16 protein-coding genes are annotated in these 20,644 nt (G+C 45.7%); 4 read left to right on the top strand and 12 right to left on the bottom strand.

Annotated elements, in window-relative coordinates:
* Positions 1 to 85: 85 nt before the first annotated feature.
* Both VCHENC03_RS23430 and VCHENC03_RS23435 read right to left on the bottom strand, forming a co-directional pair.
* The gene (locus VCHENC03_RS23430; protein WP_009704379.1) at positions 86 to 3,133 is read right to left on the bottom strand and encodes an efflux RND transporter permease subunit; all 3,048 of its coding nucleotides are present in this window, start codon (positions 3,131 to 3,133) and stop codon (positions 86 to 88) included.
* Positions 3,130 to 3,900 (bottom strand): efflux RND transporter periplasmic adaptor subunit, encoded by a 771-nt coding sequence (locus VCHENC03_RS23435; protein WP_009704378.1) that lies wholly within the window; start codon positions 3,898 to 3,900, stop codon positions 3,130 to 3,132. Before VCHENC03_RS23435 ends, VCHENC03_RS23430 begins: the two co-directional genes overlap by 4 nt.
* A 312-nt stretch (positions 3,901 to 4,212) precedes the next feature.
* On the opposite strand from VCHENC03_RS23435, the gene VCHENC03_RS23440 reads away from it, so the two are divergent.
* Positions 4,213 to 5,313: an alkene reductase gene (locus tag VCHENC03_RS23440; RefSeq protein WP_009704377.1), complete on the top strand. Its 1,101-nt coding sequence runs from the start codon at positions 4,213 to 4,215 to the stop codon at positions 5,311 to 5,313.
* Positions 5,314 to 5,386: 73 nt separating this feature from the next.
* On the opposite strand, the gene exaC is transcribed toward VCHENC03_RS23440, so the two are convergent.
* Positions 5,387 to 6,907: an acetaldehyde dehydrogenase ExaC gene (gene exaC, locus VCHENC03_RS23445; protein ID WP_009704376.1), complete on the bottom strand. Its 1,521-nt coding sequence runs from the start codon at positions 6,905 to 6,907 to the stop codon at positions 5,387 to 5,389.
* Between the two features lie 248 nt (positions 6,908 to 7,155).
* Here exaC and VCHENC03_RS23450 point away from each other — a divergent pair, with 248 nt between their 5' ends.
* The gene (locus VCHENC03_RS23450) at positions 7,156 to 8,919 is read left to right on the top strand and encodes a sigma-54-dependent Fis family transcriptional regulator (protein WP_009704375.1); all 1,764 of its coding nucleotides are present in this window, start codon (positions 7,156 to 7,158) and stop codon (positions 8,917 to 8,919) included.
* Between the two features lie 63 nt (positions 8,920 to 8,982).
* Here the strand turns inward: VCHENC03_RS23450 and VCHENC03_RS27680 are convergent, their stop codons facing one another.
* Positions 8,983 to 9,120 carry a hypothetical protein gene (locus VCHENC03_RS27680; RefSeq protein ID WP_009704374.1) on the bottom strand — a complete coding sequence of 46 codons (138 nt, stop codon included), beginning with the start codon at positions 9,118 to 9,120 and terminating at the stop codon, positions 8,983 to 8,985.
* A gap of 342 nt (positions 9,121 to 9,462) precedes the next feature.
* Between VCHENC03_RS27680 and VCHENC03_RS23455 the strand changes: the two genes are divergently transcribed.
* Positions 9,463 to 10,365 (top strand): LysR family transcriptional regulator, encoded by a 903-nt coding sequence (locus VCHENC03_RS23455; protein ID WP_009704373.1) that lies wholly within the window; start codon positions 9,463 to 9,465, stop codon positions 10,363 to 10,365.
* 99 nt (positions 10,366 to 10,464) lie between these two features.
* Here the strand turns inward: VCHENC03_RS23455 and VCHENC03_RS23460 are convergent, their stop codons facing one another.
* Positions 10,465 to 11,985, bottom strand: a complete 1,521-nt coding sequence (locus tag VCHENC03_RS23460; RefSeq protein WP_009704372.1) for a DUF1254 domain-containing protein — start codon at positions 11,983 to 11,985, stop codon at positions 10,465 to 10,467.
* Positions 11,986 to 12,256: 271 nt separating this feature from the next.
* Between VCHENC03_RS23460 and VCHENC03_RS0125285 the strand changes: the two genes are divergently transcribed.
* Complete coding sequence (locus tag VCHENC03_RS0125285; protein WP_032801987.1) at positions 12,257 to 12,463, top strand: hypothetical protein; 207 nt, start codon at positions 12,257 to 12,259, stop codon at positions 12,461 to 12,463.
* Positions 12,464 to 12,477: 14 nt separating this feature from the next.
* Here VCHENC03_RS0125285 and VCHENC03_RS23465 read toward each other — a convergent pair whose 3' ends face one another.
* The 7 genes from VCHENC03_RS23465 to VCHENC03_RS23490 form a co-directional block, all read right to left on the bottom strand.
* Complete coding sequence (locus tag VCHENC03_RS23465; protein WP_009704371.1) at positions 12,478 to 13,011, bottom strand: hypothetical protein; 534 nt, start codon at positions 13,009 to 13,011, stop codon at positions 12,478 to 12,480.
* Between the two features lie 7 nt (positions 13,012 to 13,018).
* Positions 13,019 to 13,558, bottom strand: coding sequence for a hypothetical protein (locus VCHENC03_RS27915; protein ID WP_032801985.1), 540 nt, complete (start codon positions 13,556 to 13,558; stop codon positions 13,019 to 13,021).
* 236 nt (positions 13,559 to 13,794) lie between these two features.
* Positions 13,795 to 15,243 carry a decarboxylating NADP(+)-dependent phosphogluconate dehydrogenase gene (gnd, locus tag VCHENC03_RS23470; protein WP_005442184.1) on the bottom strand — a complete coding sequence of 483 codons (1,449 nt, stop codon included), beginning with the start codon at positions 15,241 to 15,243 and terminating at the stop codon, positions 13,795 to 13,797.
* Positions 15,244 to 15,283: 40 nt separating this feature from the next.
* Entirely contained in the window at positions 15,284 to 16,000 is a 717-nt protein-coding gene (pgl, locus tag VCHENC03_RS23475) for a 6-phosphogluconolactonase (RefSeq protein ID WP_009704370.1), read from the bottom strand.
* Positions 15,997 to 17,499, bottom strand: a complete 1,503-nt coding sequence (gene zwf / locus VCHENC03_RS23480) for a glucose-6-phosphate dehydrogenase (protein WP_009704369.1) — start codon at positions 17,497 to 17,499, stop codon at positions 15,997 to 15,999. The genes pgl and zwf overlap by 4 nt, the downstream gene beginning before the upstream one ends.
* Before the next feature lie 617 nt (positions 17,500 to 18,116).
* Complete coding sequence (locus VCHENC03_RS23485) at positions 18,117 to 18,803, bottom strand: response regulator (RefSeq protein ID WP_009704368.1); 687 nt, start codon at positions 18,801 to 18,803, stop codon at positions 18,117 to 18,119.
* A complete protein-coding gene (locus VCHENC03_RS23490) occupies positions 18,800 to 20,419 on the bottom strand; it encodes an ATP-binding protein (RefSeq protein WP_009704367.1) in 1,620 nt (539 codons plus the stop codon). The genes VCHENC03_RS23485 and VCHENC03_RS23490 overlap by 4 nt, the downstream gene beginning before the upstream one ends.
* Positions 20,420 to 20,644: the final 225 nt, after the last annotated feature.

The raw sequence follows: 20,644 nt of genomic DNA, 5'->3' as shown, positions 1-20,644 counted from the left end.
TATGAACCGTGTACGACTTTAGTTTTAGTCCAAATAAAAAAGCCCGCAGAGTTTGCCTGCGGGCTGTTCGGTGTTTCAAGCGTACTTAGTCGAGCGCTAAGGTTTTCTCTTCGACGTTGTCATTGGTTGCGGAGGCACTTTGCTTCCCTTTCCTGTGTGTCCATAGATAAATGGATGGAATCACGGTAAGTGTGACAATCATTGAGATCACACAGCCCCAACCGACCACCAGCGCCATCGGTGACATGTAGTTATCGTAGCCACCCAAGCCATACGCAAGTGGGATAAGCCCTGCAACGGTTGTGATTGTGGTTAAGGTGATTGGTCTTACGCGGCTTTGCGTTCCACGAATGACAAACTCCAACAAGTTAGTGTCGTTACATTCAGCTTCGTGTTCTTTGAAGTGCCAAATCAACACCAAGCTGTTGTTCACCATAATACCAATCAAGGCAATCATCCCGATGATAGAGAAAAAGCTCAGCACCTGATTATGTAAGAACAGAATGAACAGCGCGCCTGCGATGCCAAATGGAATCACCGTTAACACAATGATGGTTTCACGCATTCGGTCAAACAGAAGAATCAGAAGCAACGCAATACCAATAAACGCCACGCTAATCGCGATCATAAAGCCTTGTTGCGCTTCTTGTGTTTCTAAGATCTGCCCGGTCGCGATGATAGAAGCACCGCCGTATTCTTTATTGGCAAAAGCTTCTTGAACCGCAGCAAAAACGGCAACTGGATCGGTGACGGTCGAATCGACACCGGACGACACTCGAATCACTCGCTCACCATTAAAGTGTTTGATTTGCGCTTCTGCATCGGCATTTTTCCAACGAACCAACTCACTTAATGGGACCAGCTTGTTATTACCAGCACGAACCAGAATGTTATCCAGTTCTTTTAAGGATTTGTCGTCTTCTTCTAGTGCGACTCGGAAATAAACTTCTTCTTCGCCATTAAAGATCCGCGTCACGCGTTGACCGTCAATCGCAAACTTGATGATATCGCCGACCTTGTTGGCACTGATACCGTAGTACTTGAGCCAGTGATGTTGCAGCTCAGCTTGAATCTGTGGTGCTGGTGCATTTAAATCACGTCGTACTCGGCTCGTCCCTTCCAATGATTCAATGTACGCCGTCAAATCATTAGCAAGCTTTTCTCGCCCTTCATCCGTACCGCCGACTACACGCAAATCCACCGGACGCCCTACCGGAGGACCGCCGCCATCAATATCGAACTCAATTTGAGCCAACCCTGTAATTTGCGTTGCTTTCTCTTCCCACTCTTCGACGATTTGCTCTGCGGTTCTTGTTCGGCTGTTTGGTGGTGTTAATGAAATCACCCAATAGCTATTTGGTGAACTTACTTCGCCATACCAATAATTCACCTCTTCGGTGCTTTTGATCAGCGCTTCGAGTTGTTGTGTTTCTTTCCAGACGTCATCCAAATCTAACTCTGGATTCGATTCAGCACTGATTTCTATCAAATACGCGCCGTCTGTTGGGAAGAATAAAAAGCTTAAGCTCTTATATGAAATGGCTCCTAAAGTCAGAATCACGACTGTAATGCATGGCAACGCGACCTTGCTGTTTCGAATGACAAATTCAATCAAACGATTCAGCGCGCTTAAATCTAAAAATGGCTTTTTCTTTACCTGACTCTTCTTGCTCAAAATGCCTTTTAAATGGGCAGGAATAAAGAACAGCGCGTCGATAAACGAAAAGCACAACGCAATAATGACCGTAAGTGGAATCACATACACCAATTTACCGCTGTTCCCTGGTAAGAAAAGCAAAGGAATGAAGGCAATCATGGTCGATAAAATGCTTGCCAACACCGCTGGGAATACACTCTTTACCCCTTGAGTGACGGCCTTATCAACCGGATAACCCTCTTCAACTAATGCGACGATTTTATCGCTCACCACCACGGCATCATCGACAATAATTCCGACGATCAAAATTAAGGCGGACATGGTGAACACGTCGAGTATCTGACCGAAAGGAGGCAGCAAAGCCAGCGTGCCAAAGATACACACGGGAATAGAAACCGCGACCCAAAATGCAATGCGTCTATCAAGGAAAAGCGCCAACGTAATCAGCACCAAACCAAGCCCAACCAAGCCGTTATCTTGCACGATGCGCGCTTTCTCTTGGATGTCTTCGGATAAGTCAGAACCGATGGCGATAGTGTATTTGTCACCGAGCAGTTTTTGCTGATTTGCAATCAGAGCTTTCACCGCGTTAGAGGTGCTAATAACGTCCGCACTTTCATTGGTTCTTAAATCAAAAAGAATGCTCTTATTACCGTTGATTGAGCCATAAACCTCACCTTTTTCAAACCCATCCTCAATGAGACCTGCAACGTCTTTAAGCTGAATATTTGGGCTGAATGAGATGAACATTTCACGCAGCTCTTCAATACTATCCAGCTCGGCAGAGGTCATCAGTTCTGGGTTGTTCTTTAAGGTTTCTAGACGACCACCGCTGATCAGCGTATTACGCTCTGCAATCAATGCCGCCACTTGATCCAGTGTTAAGCCGTAGCGTCTTAAAGAAATCGGTTCGAGTTGAATTAAGAATTCTGGCGCACGCAAATCGACAGTGTAAACTTCACCAATCCCCTCGACGCGTCGCAGAGCCAACTCTAGGTCTTTGGCTTTATCTCGCAGTGCTTTATAACCAACATCGCCAGAGATACCAACCACTATGAAATCCAAGCTGTATGACTTTTTGATCGACAAGGTTGGTGCTTCGGTCACACCAGCGGGTAAATCCGTTACCCTTGCCAGTGCATCTCGAATGTCTTGGTAAACTGCATTCGGATCAGAGACATTGCTATCCAACACCACACTGATGTTTGAGACGCCAGTCTCCGACGTGGAGGTGAACTCTTTCAAGCCTGAAATGGACAGCAGTTCTTTCTCGATTTTACTGGTGATGTTGCTTTCAATGTCTTTCGCACTGGCACCAGGATAAACCGTGACGATATCGCCTTTTCCTAAGTCAAATCGAGGCTTCTCAGCAAGGGGAAGATTGTAGGCAGTAAGGGCACCAATGCTGATGATCAAAATGGTCAGGATTTTAGACGCGAACTTTCGATGAGAGAGCAAATCTAAGAAGAAATTCACATTGCCTCCTGATCATTGAAATACACGTACGATTCCATACCCGGATTAAGCTCGCCGTTGGCGTTATCGACCGTCACTTCGACAAGGAAGCCCGGCTCACTGTTTTGGAATGCAGGAGAAAGCAAAGTGATGGTGCCATCCAGCGTTTGCTCAACGGAAGGCACTTCGACCTTAACCTTCTCGCCTTTGCTGAACTTGTTGAAATCAATTTCTAACAGATGAAAACGCACTTTCAATCGTTCCATATCAGCGATGGTAAAGAGCGCATCGCCCACCGAAATAAACTGCCCTAGCTCAACAGAGCGATTGATGATCACTCCATCAAAAGGCGCATCCGGAGAGGCTTTATCCAATGTTCGTGCAGCGATTTTGTAGTGTGTATTGCTTACGTTGAATTGAGCTCGACCAATGTTGGTCACACGAATTTGGTTGTCCACGTCACTTGCCGAGACGCCGTTGCTGGTCAGCAGGGATTGATAACGTTTTAGTTGTTTCTCTTGAATATCCAACTCGGCACGACTCACCTCTAACTCGTTACGGGCTAAGTCCAAACTCAATGCATAATCTTCTGAAGATAATGATAAAAGCTCCTGCCCTTGAGTCACAGAATCACCGTTATCGTAGCGATAAGAATCCACCACGCCGACAACTTCACTTTTTACCACGACGCTTTTTTCAGGAATCAATTGACCAACGACATAATCGCTCGACGCATGAGCTGCACTTGATAGGAGAAACAAGGGTATTAATACGGTTCTTTTTTTCATTTAGTTATCTCATTTCCGATGAACCCAATGACTTGTGTAATTGTTCTGTCCGAAAGGAACCACTGAGTTGAACATGCAAGCCACTGATGTTTAATAAAGCGTTAACCAAAAACAAAACCAACAGTTAACCCATTTATTCATTGATGCTTGATATATAAATTATCAGCAGCGGTGTGGAAAAAAAGTGAGTCTGTATTGCTGCAATTACCCTCTCTATTTTTGTTGTTTTAACAAAAGCTTTTTGCCATTACTGCCGTTAATTGCAAATCATCAAAAGAGTAGACTGTGGGCAATTCGAAATAGGAGCTTCTTATGAGCAACGCACTTTTCAACGCATTCCAATTCGGCGATTTTGCTGTAAACAACCGCATCGCAATGGCACCAATGACTCGCTCACGCACTTCACAACCGGGCGACGTGCCAAACGATATGATGGCGACTTATTACCAACAACGCGCCACAGCAGGTTTGATCATTACTGAAGGCGCACCAATTTCAGCAGTAGGTCGCGGCTACTCAATGACACCGGGTATTTACACCCAAGAACACATTGAAGGCTGGAAAAAGACCACCGACGCGGTACATAAGGCTGGCGGTAAAGTCTTTATTCAACTTTGGCATGTTGGTCGTCGCAGCCACGACACGATCGCTGGCGAACAACCTGTATCGGCTTCTGCAATCAAAGAACCAGACATGGTGTTTGGCCCTCTTCCAGAAGGCGGGTTTGGTATGATCGAAACCTCAATGCCGCGCGCAATGAGTGAAGACGACATCAAACAAACCACCGCAGATTTTGTGCAAGCGGCGAAAAACGCGATGGAAGCTGGCTTTGATGGTCTTGAGATCCACGGTGCTCACGGTTACCTGCTTGATCAGTTTATGCGCAAAGCATCTAACCAACGTGATGACCAATACGGTGGCTCTCAAGAGAATCGTATGCGCTTTATGTTGGAAGTGACCGAAGCGATCGCAAAAGAAATTGGCGGCGATAAAACAGCTATCCGCCTGTCTCCTTTCGTTACCGAAGGTTCAAACATCGTTGATGACGAAATTGTTGAATTAACAGTGAAGGCACTAGAGAAGCTTGCCCCGATGAACCTTGCTTACATTCACTTCAGTGAGAATATCTCTAACTACACAGAAGCAACGGACGCCTTCCGCAAACAAGTTCGCGAGGTGTACCCAAACCCAATCATGGTTGCAGGTAAACTCACCGCAGAAAAAGGCCAAGCATTGTTAGATTCTGGCTTAGTGGATTTGGTGGCGTTCGGCCAACCGTTCATCACTAACCCAGACTTCGTCTACCGCGTGGAAAACGGCATCGAGCTAACGCCAGTTGGTTACGATGCGCATTCCACCTTCTACGGCGGTGATGAAAAAGGTTACACCGATTACCCTTGCGCGACCGCATAAGTGAACATAAAAAGCCCCGAAAATTCGGGGCTTTGTTTTACTGCTTTTTCTGTTGCCTTAAAAGGCGATTTATTTAGAAGAAGCCTAACGGATTGACGTCGTAGCTAATGAGTAGGTTTTTCGTATTCTGGTAGTGATCGAGCATCATCTTATGGGTTTCACGGCCGATACCTGATTTCTTGTATCCGCCAAACGCAGCGTGTGCAGGGTAAGCGTGGTAACAGTTTATCCAAATACGCCCTGCTTCGATGTTTCGCCCCATGCGATAAGCAAGGTTTTGGTCTCGTGTCCACACACCTGCACCCAAGCCATATTCTGTGTCATTGGCAATCGCTAGTGCTTCCGCTTCATCTTTGAAGGTGGTCACTGCGATGACCGGGCCAAAGATCTCTTCTTGGAATACGCGCATCTTGTTGTGACCTTGTAACAAAGTCGGTTGAATGTAGTAGCCCTGCTCCAAGTCGTTTTCTTGTTTCGCTACATCGCCACCAAACACGACTTTCGCGCCTTCTTGACGACCGATTTCTAGGTAGCTCAGGATCTTATCGAACTGCTCTTGCGAAGCTTGAGCGCCAACCTGAGTATCGGTATCGAGTGGGTTACCCTGCTTGATTGTCTGCGCGCGCTCTGCGACTTTAGCGATAAACTTGTCGTACACAGACTCATGCACTAACACACGTGATGGACAGGTACACACCTCGCCTTGGTTGAAGAACGCAAGCAAAGTGCCTTCAATACACTTATCTAGGTATTCGTCTTCATGATCAAACACATCTGGGAAGTAGATATTTGGAGATTTGCCACCAAGCTCAACCGTTGATGGAATAAGGTTCTCTGCGGCACATTTCAGAATATGGTTACCGACTTCTGTTGAACCCGTAAATGCCAACTTAGCGATTCGGTTACTCGTCGCCAGTGCTTGCCCTGCTTCTGAGCCAAAGCCATTGACTACATTCACCACGCCGGCTGGCAGAAGATCACCAATTTTTTCCATCAGAACGAGAATCGAAGTTGGCGTTTGTTCGGCAGGTTTTAGCACGACACAACAGCCCGCAGCCAATGCTGGAGCCAACTTCCAAGCCGCCATCAACATTGGGAAGTTCCAAGGGATGATCTGCCCAACTACCCCAATCGGCTCAGGGAAGTGATAACTTGCGGTATGCTCATCTAACTCAGCCGCACTGCCTTCTTGAGCGCGGATACAACCTGCAAAGTAGCGGAAATGGTCGACGACCAAAGGCAAGTCTGCTGCTAGCGTTTCACGGACGGGTTTGCCGTTTTCCCATGTTTCTGCCACAGCCAACTCTTCAAGGTGTTGCTCAATGCGATCTGCAATCTTAAGTAGGATGTTCGAACGTTCAGTCACACTGGTTTTCGCCCATTGCGCTCTTACGCCATGTGCAGCATCCAGTGCAAGGTTGATGTCTGCTTCTCCGGAACGAGCCACCTTACAATACGCTTGACCATTGATTGGCGATGTATTGTCAAAGTATTCACCACCCGTTGGTTTTACCCATTCGCCACCGATGTAGTTGTCGTAATGCGATTTGAAATTAACGATGGCATTTTCAGTACCTGGCTGTGCATAAATCATAACTCTTCCTTTTGTTCTCGTTCAGTTTTTTGTTTTAAACAACCGAGTGTTCAATTCTGTTGTGTTGTTCACTTCATTACTCAAGTCACATGCCAACAACGCACGTCTTGTTGTTAATTAAATGTAAAACTATGATTGCCAAGCGATAACAAACCAAGTGAGTGACGTTTGAGCGGATGTATGGTGTGAACACCAGTGTTCAAGTGTTCCAAAATGGCACACCCTCACTGTGACAAAATGGTACAGTCATGGAACTTCAACACATTACCAACAGCAATTGGCTTTCCACATCATGGGACAGAAGTGAGCAAGCTGGTTTAAAACAGCGACGTCGACCAGACGATATTCGCGTGACTTCCGCGTTTCTTGAAGACAGACGCCACCAGCTCAATTTCTTGATCGATGCGGTCAAACAATTCGCTCTGCCCCTGTTTAACCAATTGTTTGCGCACAGCGACAGTCGCCTAATATTGACCGATGCAGATGGCGTGATCATCGGTAGCTGGGGACAACCTAAATTCCGCGAAAAGTTGACCGAGATTGCTCTCAGTTCTGGTGCATGCTGGCAAGAAAAGCTCAAAGGAACGAATGCCATTGGTACAGCATTAGTAGAAGCAAAACCGGTCTCTGTGATTGGTGACCAACACTTCATACAACATCATCGTTTCATCAGTTGCTCGGCAAGCCCTATCTTTGATCATTTGGGTCACTTGATTGGGGTTCTGGACATCACCAGTGAACAAAAGAAGCATGACTTTTCAACGCAGGTATTAGTGCAAAACATGGTTCAACAAGTGGAGAATCAACTGCTCAACCAAATTCCTCAAGGGCATATTCGAGTGGATTTAGCTTGTGAGCAAGGTCTACTGAATAGCGGTTGGCAAGGCATCATCATTGCCAATGAGGAGGGTCAGATTCTGGCTCATAACCAAGTTGCCTCACAACTGCTGGATCAAACCAATGTTGTTGGACAACAACTCGCCTCCATACTTGACGATTCTGCCAGTAACCAATCTTTAGTCTTCAAAACTCAGCCACTATCGGAGCGAAAAGCATCATCCCGTGCCATTTCTGCCTCGAATGACCTGCATTACGGCGATACCACCGTCGAGCACTGTTGGCAGCAAGCCAATCGCGTTATCGACAAAGACATTAGCTTGTTGATCCTTGGCGAAACAGGCGTAGGTAAAAACGAGTTTGTTAAAGCTCTGCACAAAAACAGCCAGAGAAAAAACGGCCCCTTGGTTTCCGTGAACTGCGGCGCGCTGCCAAAAGACTTGGTCGAATCCGAACTGTTTGGTTATGTCGCAGGTGCATTCACCGGAGCAAACAACAAAGGCTATCAAGGTAAGATCCGTCAAGCCCACAAAGGCATCTTGTTCTTAGATGAAATTGCAGATTTACCATTAGAAGCACAGAGCCGACTGCTGCATGTTCTCCAAGACAAAACCGTGTTGCCTGTCGGCTCTAACCAGACCATCCAAGTGGATACACAGATCATTGCCGCAACACACAAAGACTTAGAACGATTGGTTGAGCAAGGGGAATTTCGTCAGGATCTTTATTACCGCCTAAACGGACTCATCGTCGAATTGCCTCGTTTCCAAGAGCGTAGCGACAAACAAGCGCTGATTGAGAACATTCATCGTCGTCACGCCGAGTCTGAACAAAGCATTTGCTCTCACCTGCTGTCATTAATGTTGGACTATAGTTGGCCGGGGAATCTGCGTGAGCTCGACAGCTTAATCAAAGTGTCAGCCTTGATGGCGCAAGGAGAAGTGCAACTCGAGCTTAGCCACGTACCGAACCATCTTGCCAAAAAGCTGAGCCAAGCAAGCGTTATCGGAGAGGTGGGTACGTCAAAAACCAGAGACATGCGTACGACTGTGGAAGATAAACTGCTGAAAACCTACCAAGCAAACCAAGGCAACATCAGCAAAACCTCACGCATGCTGGGTCTGAGCCGCAATACCATTTATCGCAAACTCAAGAGCCTTGGAATGCTGAAATAATGAAATGTGAGAGATAAAAAAAGAGCACCTCTTGGGGTGCTCTTCTTATTTTGAAACCTAGCCTTACAGTCCGCCTTCTTGCTGCGCCTGTTTTACTAATGCCTGACGTTGAGTTTCCGTTTCAGAATTCACTTTCTGTTCCTTGTGCGTTTCCTGATCCATATCTGCCGGAATGAAAACAAAGTACTTGTTAAGAGTCATCGTAAGAACCTCAATTAATAGTGTTAAATCACCTTCTTGGTAAATGTAAACAACACCAGCAAAAACGACTTATGCCGGTTCCTTGTTGTAGGTTTCAAAAAATAGAGGATGTTTGTCTACTAAACATCCTCCATATGCATGCTAATTATAGGAGGAGATCAAGGGCTTACCTAACACTGTTTTTCATCTTTTACGTAATCTTAGTTTCGATATCAGTATTAATACACCATACCCTTACGAGCTAACTCTATGTCACAAAAGAAAAAAATGATGCAGATTTTATTGGAACAGAGGATGAGAGGCGTTGATACTTAAAGCTCAATGTTTTGAGGCGCTTACTTCGTGAAAAATACCATTGATTTAAATTTGTATCGCTTTCTTTATCTGCTCAGCCAGCAAAAAACGCAAGCGAAAGTGTGTCACACCCTCGACATCAGCAAAGCGACTTTTACTCGACAGCTCGCCGAATGTCGCCAGCGATTTGATAACGAACTGTTCAATGCAGAGAAAGGCTTCTACACCCCCACTCTCCTTTGCCAGCAGCTATGTGAAGCAATAAGCGAGCCGTTAGAACAGCTTGAGCAGATACCGCAACTGGCACAAAGCTACAATGCGAATCAGCATGCTAACGAATACCTATTCAGCATTATCAATCCTCTTTCTGCCATGTTGACGATTCCTTTGGTCACCGCCCTCACAACAGAAGAGCAAAAGCCTAAGATCGCCTTTATTGATTGGTCGATTGAAAGCATAGAAAACCCCAAACGTGGTGCTGTCGCGATTGGTATTGGTGGTTTTCCGAATGAACTCAATGAAAGGATGGTCGAACGCAAAGTCAGCTCAGTGCCCATTTTCGCTTACGTCAATGATCAACACCCACTCAGTCAACAGCAAGAAATTGAGCTAAGCGATATGGAGAACCTAGATACGGTGCGCGTCTCAATGGGATCGCTCGATGTGAGCGCTTATTACGAGCGAATGCGTAAGTTAACTGGCGTGAATCTAGAACAAAAACTGACTGTCTCCTCTATGAGTGCTGCGCTAGATTGCGTCAAAGTCAGCCCGTATGTATTTGTTGGCATGTATATCGATGACCAAGAGCTGCCTGCAGGTATTCGTCGATTGCCTTTGAAGTTAGAAGGCAAACCTATGATGTTTGACGTTGGTATCCAGTACCATCGTGCCTTCTACCAACATCCAATCATTGCTCAAGTAGAAGCCTTTATTAAAAGAGCGCTTAGATAAACCACTAAATTCAATTGCCACATCGTCAACGAATACAAAAAAGCCGACCAATAAACAGGTCGGCTTACTTCTTCAGCTTCTAGGACTTAAGCTCTTATCTTATTTGACCTCGGTGATATCACTTGGCTTCCAAGTACCGTCGTACCAAGGTTCTAGTGGACCATATACACGCAAGATGGTGAACCAGCCTTTGTTAGGTACGGTTTGAATCCAGTTTGCTTCTTTGCCTTTTGGAGCTTTCGGGCCAAAGTACAAATCAATCGAGCCATCTGAGTTCTCAATCATCTCATCACGTTTGTCGTTCTTACTTGGGAACGGTTGACTCGTTTGTAGCTCCGAACGTGTTTGCGTATCGTAAGCCACCACAGACCAGAAGTTCTTCGCCGGCACATTGGCAGGAATCGTCAGTTTGTAATTCTTGCCGCCATCAAAGTACTCGCCTTGTGCAGACTTATCGACAATCGCGTACTTAGACCCTTTACCGACCATCTTCAATGCCATTGCAGGCGTGTTAACCGTTGCCATGTAGAAGAAATAGGTACGTGCATCTAGGTTTCGCCCACCGTTCCCTTCTTCAATTAGCCACTGGTAATCATTGCCAATGAATGCGGTCTTCCAGTTACGGTCGTTCCAAATATATGCATTCTCGGTGCGTGGGTTGAACATCAGTGCACGCGCCGTTGCATTACCAATCGCAGCACCATCTTCAAGGATCTTTTGCATGCGAGCATCCGGTGCAAATGGCTGGCCCTTCTGAATACCGATAGTCGCAATCAAACCACGCATTTCTGGGTCGATGAATTCAATCGGCTCTTTGTCGATCACCGTTTTGATTTCATCATAGAAATGGTCGTCGTTCGCATGGATAGTATTGAAAGACTTACCACTACCTGAGATGAATTCCATCTTAGGTTGTTCACCCTTCTTCGCCAGTGGGTAAATCTTCAAACCGGTGTGGTATGAGTTGACCGCTGCATCCGTCTTACCATCTTTCAGGAAGCCACGCGCAATAAACCAGTTGGTGTAACTTGTCGATTGCGAAACATGGTACCCCTCAGGCACTGGACCGTCGTAGTTTGGTGGCAAGATAAGGTATTTACCACCCTGACCTTTATCTGGACCTACAACGCCCATATCAGTCACAAAACGGAAGAAGGCATCGTTGACTGTAGTTGGCCCCATGCCCGGCGGGATTTCCACAACCGTTGGACCATCACGTTCTAAATCAAGAAACGCCGATGCGTAAACCGTGTCTGTGTTACCCGTTAAAAATAGAGGGTTTGAATCCATCAGATCATCAAACAGCATCACCTGATTTGAACTGGTTAGCCCCATCTTCTCATGCCCGACTCTCAACGCTTCCATAGAGGCCATAGGAATCGCGTTCATAAACACTTCTGTCGCACGCATGGTATCGAGATTGTTGTACAGCGTATCCATGGTTTGTTGGCTTGGCACGCCATCCTTGAAATTCAGAGTACCAATGCTGGTTTCAACCTTATCAGGTGTCATGATGCTTGATGGAATGTCAGTGTTGTAAGCGCCTGTGCTTGCCATCACTGATGATGAAACCAATAGGCTAGTAATCAATGCGACACGTTTAAGTTGAGTCTTTAACATAAGAGTTTCCTGCGTTTTCAGTTGGGATGCATTTACTTTAGTCAAAGATAAAAATCATTTTTGACGCTCAACAGAATCAAAAATGCTGTCCAAAACGCTATGCAATGAAACTCACAACAATTGGCGATTAAAAACTGTCTATCAGGTCAATATTTAATCTTTTTTGAGAAATATTTAGCCTACTTTTTGGGTATCTTCTGAGCAAAAAAGAGACAATACAAATGCGGAGTGAAAGCACTCTGGCTCTACCCACTCAGCTCTGGGAGGCGTTATGAAAAGTAAAAAATTAGGTCATGTGATGTCATTCAGCAGAATGTTTTCCTTCATTGCCTTTCTGACAGCCACATTCGCTTGGGTATTAAGTATGTATGCCCTCTTTACGGTTTCCGTTGTGGCTCTCTTCGTCAGTGCTCTTCTCTACTTGAATGACAGATTCGGCCATCACCCAAAAGGCAATGTAAAAGAAAAGAGCGCTTAGGCGCTCTTTGAGTGCTAATGAACAATGCTTCTAGACTTTAGATAAGCATTTATTTCATCCAGCTGATATAAGTTGCCGTCTTCTGTCATAGTCAACATCGTCTCATCTCGACATAGCTCAGGCTCTCTGACCATTACCTCAATGCTCGGCTTACTCGATGCTAAAGAAAATAACGGGCATTCATAGTAGCCTTGACCTGTCGCGAGTGAAATTAATCTTTCTTGCTCTATAAGAGAAGCGGGCCACGCTAGAGCTATTGCTGACAACAACATAACTTCAAGCGAACGACTTAATGCCGTCGACACGGCTTTGCCTATCTTTGCTTTGTATATGGCATAAACACAACTTACAAGAATAGTGATACTAGCGCCAATAACGATTACATAGCGCGTATTAATGTAGATTATTTGATATTGCTTAGCTAATTGAACCTGTAAGCTTAGAGATTCGAAATGATCACTGAGCAACGTAAAAGCAATGCCACATGTAATCAAGCTGATAACAAGAGCGACCAGGCTAACTTTTTTTATGCTTGGCATATCATCCATTGCCCTACTATTCCCTATTAGAGCCTGATGCTCTTTCACGTGTCTTTAATAACTTATCAACCCTTTCTAATTCGTGAAAATAGCCATACATAGCAATGCGATTGATCTCGGCATCCGAGCAAAGCCTCTCATTTTTTACCATTGCTTCTATCGTCATTCCGCTGGACGCGATTGTGAAAGGTGGGCACGCTGAGTAACCATTATTTTCTGCAATATACTTCAATCGCCAAAATTCAAAAACTTGAATTGGAATAGCAACGATAAGGGACAAGACAACTGCTATGGTTATCAATTGAATCGGCACTTTGACTAACAGTGTCATTCGATCAAATAAAAGATAAACCAATAATATGGGACATAAGAGTAAGCTTGCGATACTTAAAACATATGACGCATCAATGTAGACCACTTGAAAATCACTACTGAACTGAAGCGTTAGAGATTCGAAAGCGAAATGATGATAAAGGCGATAAATGGCATAGATGATCAACAATATGAACATAAGCGACGCAAGAACTGGATGAAATGGATGCTTCTGTTGTGTCATATCTATTATCGTGACCTTGTAGTTGAGGGGGCGCCAGAGAGCGGCTTAGCTTCACTCTTCGGAAAGGAATATTAAACTTATCGCGAAAGCATGCTCTCCCATTTGTAAGAACTGCGTTTGACTTCAAATCATTGTGAAACTGTTAGTTTTAGTAGTATCTCTCTCATGAATTGCAGGTAATAAAAAAGGATGCCACTTGGGCATCCTTTTGCTTTTATCCGTTTACTGACTGCGGATTAAACGTCGTACGTTGTAGACGCTGTGTCGCCGCCTGTACCAGTCCAGTTAGTGTGGAAGAATTCACCACGTGGACGGTCAATACGCTCGTAAGTGTGAGCACCGAAGTAGTCACGTTGAGCTTGAAGCAGGTTCGCTGGTAGACGAGCTGTTGTGTAACCGTCTAGGAAAGATAGCGCAGAAATCGTACATGGCATTGGGATACCAGACTCTAGAGATTTCGCTGCTACTTTACGCCATGCTGCTAGGCTGCCTTGTAGGATGTTTTTGAAGTACTCGTCAGAACCAAGGAATGCGATGTCTGGGTTCGCTTCGTACGCATCACGGATGTTGCCTAGGAATGCAGAACGGATGATACAACCACCACGCCACATTAGAGCTACGTTACCGTAGTTTAGGTCCCAACCGTTTTCGTTAGACGCTTCGCGCATTAGCATGAAGCCTTGAGCGTAAGAGATGATCTTAGAAGCTAGTAGCGCTTGACGTAGTGCATCAACCCACTCTTGCTTGTCGCCTTCAACTGGAGTGATTGTCTTACCGAATAGAGATTCAGCTTCAACACGTTGGTCTTTCAGTGCAGATAGACAACGAGAGAATACAGACTCAGAGATAAGCGTTAGTGGAATGCCTAGGTCTAGTGCGTTGATACCAGTCCATTTACCAGTACCTTTTTGGCCTGCTGTGTCTAGGATCTTCTCAACTAGAGGCTCGCCGTCTTCATCTTTGTAGCCAAGGATGTCAGCAGTGATTTCAACAAGGTAGCTGTCTAGCTCAGTCTTGTTCCAATCAGCGAATACTGCTTGCATCTCGTCTGCAGACATACCAAGACCGTCTTTCATGAACTGGTAAGCTTCAGTGATAAGCTGCATGTCGCCGTATTCGATACCGTTGTGTACCATCTTAACGAAGTGACCAGCACCGTCGTTACCAACCCAGTCACAACATGGCTCGCCAGCGTCAGTTTTTGCAGAGATACCTTGGAAGATTGGCTTAACCGCTTCCCAAGCTTCAGCCGCGCCGCCAGGCATGATTGAAGGACCAAAACGTGCACCTTCTTCACCACCAGATACACCAGTACCGATGAAGTGAATGCCTTTCTCACGGCAATGTGCTACGCGACGGTTTGTATCTGGGTAGTTAGTGTTACCACCGTCGATAATGATGTCGCCTTCGTCTAGAAGCGGAATTAGGTTGTCAATGAACGTGTCAACAACGTCACCTGCACGAACCATAAGCATCACTTTACGTGGTGTTTCTAGCTTCTCTACTAGTTCTTCTAGAGAGTATGCACCGATGATGTTTGTGCCTTTCGCTGGACCTTCCAGGAACTCGTCTACTTTCGCAGCAGTACGGTTGTGAGCCACAACTTTAAAGCCGTGGTCGTTCATGTTTAGGATAAGGTTTTGACCCATTACAGCAAGGCCGATTACACCGATATCACCTTTCATTGTTTCTCTCCAATTGTCTTTTATTCGACCAGCGGCCGCATTAAGCGATTTTTGCCGCTGCGTCTAAATCTAAATACCATTCCGTCAGACCCGCTTTCGCTTGGATCTTCGCTGCCGGATATGGAAGTACGCGTGCTGGTGAGCTGTTAATCTCTTCGATAATGTCTGCTTTACCAGCGCCAAGTACCAAGTAACTGATGCGCTTCGCTGCTTCTAGTACACGTGCCGTTTTCGATACACGAATCTGACCAGACTCAGGATGAGACGCCAATACTGATAGGTTCTCATCATCGTAGTTTGTCTGACCTGGGAACAGCGATGCGGTATGACCGTCTGCGCCAACACCAAGCAAGATCCAATCAAACACAGGAGTGCCATTTTCAGTTGGAATCACTTCTGCCATCTCTTTCGCAAAGCGTTGTGCTTCAACTTCTGGCTCGTCTTCACCACGAATGCGGTGGATATTCTCAGCAGGAATGCTTACTTGGCTAAATAGTAGCGTATTTGCTTCACCGTAGTTGCTTTCTGCATCATCAGGAGCAACACAGCGCTCATCACCCCACCAGAAGTGCAGGTTTTGCCACTGAATTGACGCCGCGTAAGCTTCTGTTGCCAATAGCTTAAACAGCATTTTAGGTGTGCTGCCGCCAGAAAGAGAGATGTGAACAGGTCGGCCCATTTCGCTAAACGCTTTCATGTCGTTAGCAAGGCTTTCTACTACCTGCTCTGCTGTTTGGTAGATCTTATGGTTGATCATAGTTCGCAGTAGTCCGTATCTGTTAGGTTTTTACAAGGGAAGCGCCATGCGCGGTTAGCTCGCTGTAGCAAGTCGTCCGCTTCTTTTGGTCCCCATGTACCACATGCGTATCCGAATAGCGCTTGTGGGTCTTGCTTGAAATCTAGAATTGGTTGCACGTATTTCCAACACGCTTCAACCGCATCGCTACGAGCAAATAGCGTTGCATCACCGTTTAGGGCATCAAGAAGTAGACGCTCATAAGCAGTCAGCATTTGGGTTTCTTGCAGGTCAGCGTAGTGGAAGTTCATTTTCACTTCCTTCGCTTTAAAGCCTGCGCCCGGCTCTTTCAGACCAAAGCTCATTTGGATGCCTTCGTCTGGCTGAATACGAATAATCAGCTTGTTCTCTGGTGCGTTTTGACCAAACACTGGGTGTGGTGTCTGTTTAAAGTGGATAACCACCTCAGTAACGCGAGTCGGTAAACGCTTACCTGTACGCACGTAGAAAGGCACGCCATTCCAACGCCAGTTGTTGATGTAAGCTTTCAGGCCGATGTATGTCTCAGTACGAGAATCGTCTGCTACGCCGTTCTCTTCACGGTAACCAGGAAGTTGTTGACCACGAACTTCAGACGCCGTGTACTGACCCAATACAAGGTCGTTGCGAAGTGCATCTTCATCCAGTGGCTTAAGACACTGAAGCACTTTCACGACTTCATCACGCATCGCGTCAGCATTGATTTGTGCAGGTGGCTCCATACCAACCATTGCCAATACTTGTAGCAAGTGGTTTTGGAACATGTCGCGAACCGCACCTGAACCATCGTAGTAACCGCCACGCTCTTCTACGCCTAAGAATTCTGCGCCTGTGATTTCCACGTAATCAATGAAGTTACGGTTCCACAATGGCTCAAACATAGCGTTAGAGAAACGAAGTACAAGAAGGTTTTGAACCGTTTCTTTACCTAGGTAGTGGTCGATACGGTAGATTTGATGCTCTTGGAAGTGCTCGTGGATTTCTTTGTCCAACGTACGCGCTGATTCAAGATCGTAACCAAAAGGTTTCTCGATGATCAGGCGTTTCCAACCATCGTCCTCGTTGTTCAGACCGTGTGCTGCAAGGCTTGCAGGGATCACGCTGTAGAGGCTTGGTGGCGTCGCAAGATAGAAAAGCGTATTACGTTGTTCGAATTGGTATTCGTCTGCTAGTTGGTCTAAACGAGTCGCCAACTTGCTGTAATCTTGTGTGTCAGAAGTATTGATTGCTTGGTAATGCAGGTGGTTGATAAATGCATTAAGCGTTTCTGGCTCAGTTTTCTCCATTTCCTGAAGCGATTTTTTCAGCTTTTCGCGGTAAGAATCGTCGCTGTATTCAGTACGACTTACGCCAAGAATAGCAAAATTCTCTGGAAGCTGTTTGTTCGCATAGAGGTGGTATAGAGCAGGAATTAACTTACGGTATGTAAGGTCGCCTGAAGCACCAAAAATAACGATGCTGCTGTTTTCTGGTATTACCATCATCTTTCCCTTAAAAACGAGGTACTTATTGTGTGCCCGGATACGGCTAAAAGGATTGAGCCAACCCTATCAATGGCACCCCAAAATAGAAAATTGGTCTTACCTATTACGTTGATAGGTAAAGCCTATAGTCCCAAATCACTGCAACTGCTGAGCTCCTTAAACATAGTCTGGATTTCAACATTTGTAGGTCGTTTAGAACGCTTATGTCTCTCGAGTACAACCTTGCACTCTGCGGAGGAGATTTCCGACACGGGGGCGTATTGTCTACGACTATTTGATTTACATCAACACTTGGTGGTGCAAACGTTTAAATAATTTACACGATATACACCAAAGCATTGAATAATAAGAAGTAATCAATAACCTTTCGAGAGTTATAAAATTTAAGCAAAAACTCTAAATTGAAGAATAAATGTTCAAATTTGCAATCCATTACATAAGTAATGCGATTCAGGTGGAGTTTACTCCTCAATTCGCAACTCGTTGAGAATGATACTTAATGAATTATAACCGAGCGTTCTATCGGGAAGCAGGTAGAGAGGTAGTAGTTAATACTTAGAAATGAAAGGATGGCTAGATAAAAGCCACCACTTTATGAGTTAAAACGACAATGATTACCTTATCACTTTTTTATAACTGCGCTCTGGTCGCCCTACTGTGCCGTAGTTTAAGTCGGCTTCCAGTTCACCCGAACTGATCAGGTATTCAAGATAACGTCTGGCCGTTGTTCGGCTGGCACCTATCTGCTCGCCTGCTTCGTCCGCCGTATACATGCCTTCTCCAACAAACAAAGCACGAATCTTGTCTAAAGTTACGCCATCGATTCCTTTTGGTAAGCGTTGTGGCGTGTTGTCTGATCCTGTGTTTGATTGCAGCATCTTATCAACCAAGTTCTGGTCTAAGCTTTCTGCCACGTTCAACTGTTGTCGTTGAGAGATGTACTTTTGCAATGCCGCCTCTAGTCGAGGGAACATGACGGGCTTGAGTAAATAATCAACGACCCCGCCTCGCATCGCTTGTTGAAGCGTGTCCACATCCCTCGCCGCGGTAATTAAAATCACGTCACAAGTTTGATTGTTCGAGCGCAGCGTATTGAGGATCTCCAAGCCCGTCCCGTCTGGCAGATAAACATCCATTAGTAACAGGTCTGGTTTAAGGATCTCTAGCTGCATTTCTGCTTCCATCCGTGTCGTTGCAATGCCCACCACTTCCAAACCGGAGAGTTGGCTCAGATACTTGTGGTGAAGCTCTGCAATGGCAATATCATCCTCGATGATCATGACTCGCGTTGCCGTATTCATACTTGTTCTTCCTTAGGCAAATACACGGTAATTCTCGTTCCATGTTCTGTATTTGGTAGCATCTCAACATAACCGTGATAACGCGTCGCCAGTTGATTCACAAGGTGTAATCCTACCCCTCGATTCTGGCGAGACTTGGTTGAAATGCCCTTTTTCAAGAGCTCTTGTGGCTCAATGTTTTCCGGTAGCCCACAACCTTGGTCGACCACCTCTAAAATCACTTCGTTTCCGTAATCACTGATCGAAACATCAATGCTGCGACGCTCTAACGCAAACGCAGATTCAACACGAATAGCAGACAAAGTTGCGTCAAATGCGTTATCGACAAGGTTGCCGAGAATGGTCACCAAATCTTCGGCGTTGAGCCATTCTGGTAGCGGCTCTAAGCGACTGCCTTCTTCGACCACCAGCTGCAAACCAAGCTCCCGTGCACGTTCTGTTTTGCCTAAAAGCATGCCAGCGATAAGCGGATCTTTAATGGTGTCTCGCAAGAACTCAATCATCGCTTGGTAATGCGCAGTCTCTTGTCCAATAAGCTGCTGCACCGCTTCTAGCTCACCCATTTGAACCAAGCCGCTAATGGTGTTGAGTTTGTTTCTGTGCTCATGCGTTTGTGAGCGAAGCAAATCCGCGTACTCTTTGGTTTGCGAAAGTTGCTCAGTGAGTTCGTTGATTTCATCACGCAAACGGAAGCTCGATACGGCACCGACGATTTTACCATCCACAAAGATCGGTGAACGGTTTGCAATTAAGCGTTTGTGATTGAGGAAGATCTCGATGTCGTGATCTTCTTGTCCTGTTTCTAACACCGTATACAAATCGCTATCTCGCAGCGTATCGGTCAACGGTTTGTTGAGCGCGGTTTCTCGTTCAATACCCAGAATTTGGCATGCGCTACGGTTGATTGAGCGTAATACACCTTGTGCATCAACACTGAGCACCCCTTCTTTAATGGTGCTCATAGTCACATCCAATTCACCGTATAAGCGACCAATCTCTTCCGGCTCAAAGCCCATGATCGCTCGTTGGAACTTACGTGACGCATAGTTAGAGACCACAGCATTGGCTGCAACCACAACCAATGCCATTACAATTAGAAAAGCAAGAAACGGCTCGATGCGGTCTTGCAGGCGCTCCAAGAGATAACCGACAGAAACCACCCCAATAATGTTGCCTTGCTGGTCAAAAACCGCCGCTTTACCACGAACGGAATAACCCAACGATCCTTGAGCTGTCGAGATGTATGACTTACCTTCCACCAGCGCTCTTTGGTTATCACCGCCTTTCATCGGCTTACCAATACGTTCGTCGACGGGGTGAATCAGACGTACGCCATTTTTATCGCCGATAACAATAAACGCAGCACCTAACGCATCGGTCATTTCACGAAATCGCTGTTGGTATGGGTCAGGTTTTTGAGATTCGATCATCTCGATGACGATGTGGGATGTCGATAAGAAACGTGCGACACCTAGCGCTTTCTCTCCCATCTCTTGTTCTTGATCGAATTTAAGGTAAGTAAAGCCCGCAGCCACAAGGATAAGAAGTTCAATCAAACCCGATAACGTCATAATAATGAGCATGCGCTTACGAAAGCTGATCGAACTCCAACTCATTGATACATCCCTTACCGTTGCGAACATTCCACGTCACTGTGGAGACTCGTTCTAAATTAACACTGAGTTAACAATGAGGCTTTTACTAAATGACAAATCTGTGAACGAACGAAATGATCTCGTGTGTTTCCGATTAATAACTAAGCGAGCAGAAGCACAAGCACTTCAAAAGTGAGAGAAAAAGTTGACGAAATAGGACGCAGAAACAGAAAGATAAGCGGTCAG

Origin of the sequence: Vibrio sp. HENC-03 (assembly GCF_000305755.2) — a bacterium.
GTDB lineage: Bacteria > Pseudomonadota > Gammaproteobacteria > Enterobacterales > Vibrionaceae > Vibrio > Vibrio owensii.
Note: the sequence above shows the minus strand (reverse complement) of the source record. Positions and strands in the feature narration are given on the sequence as shown.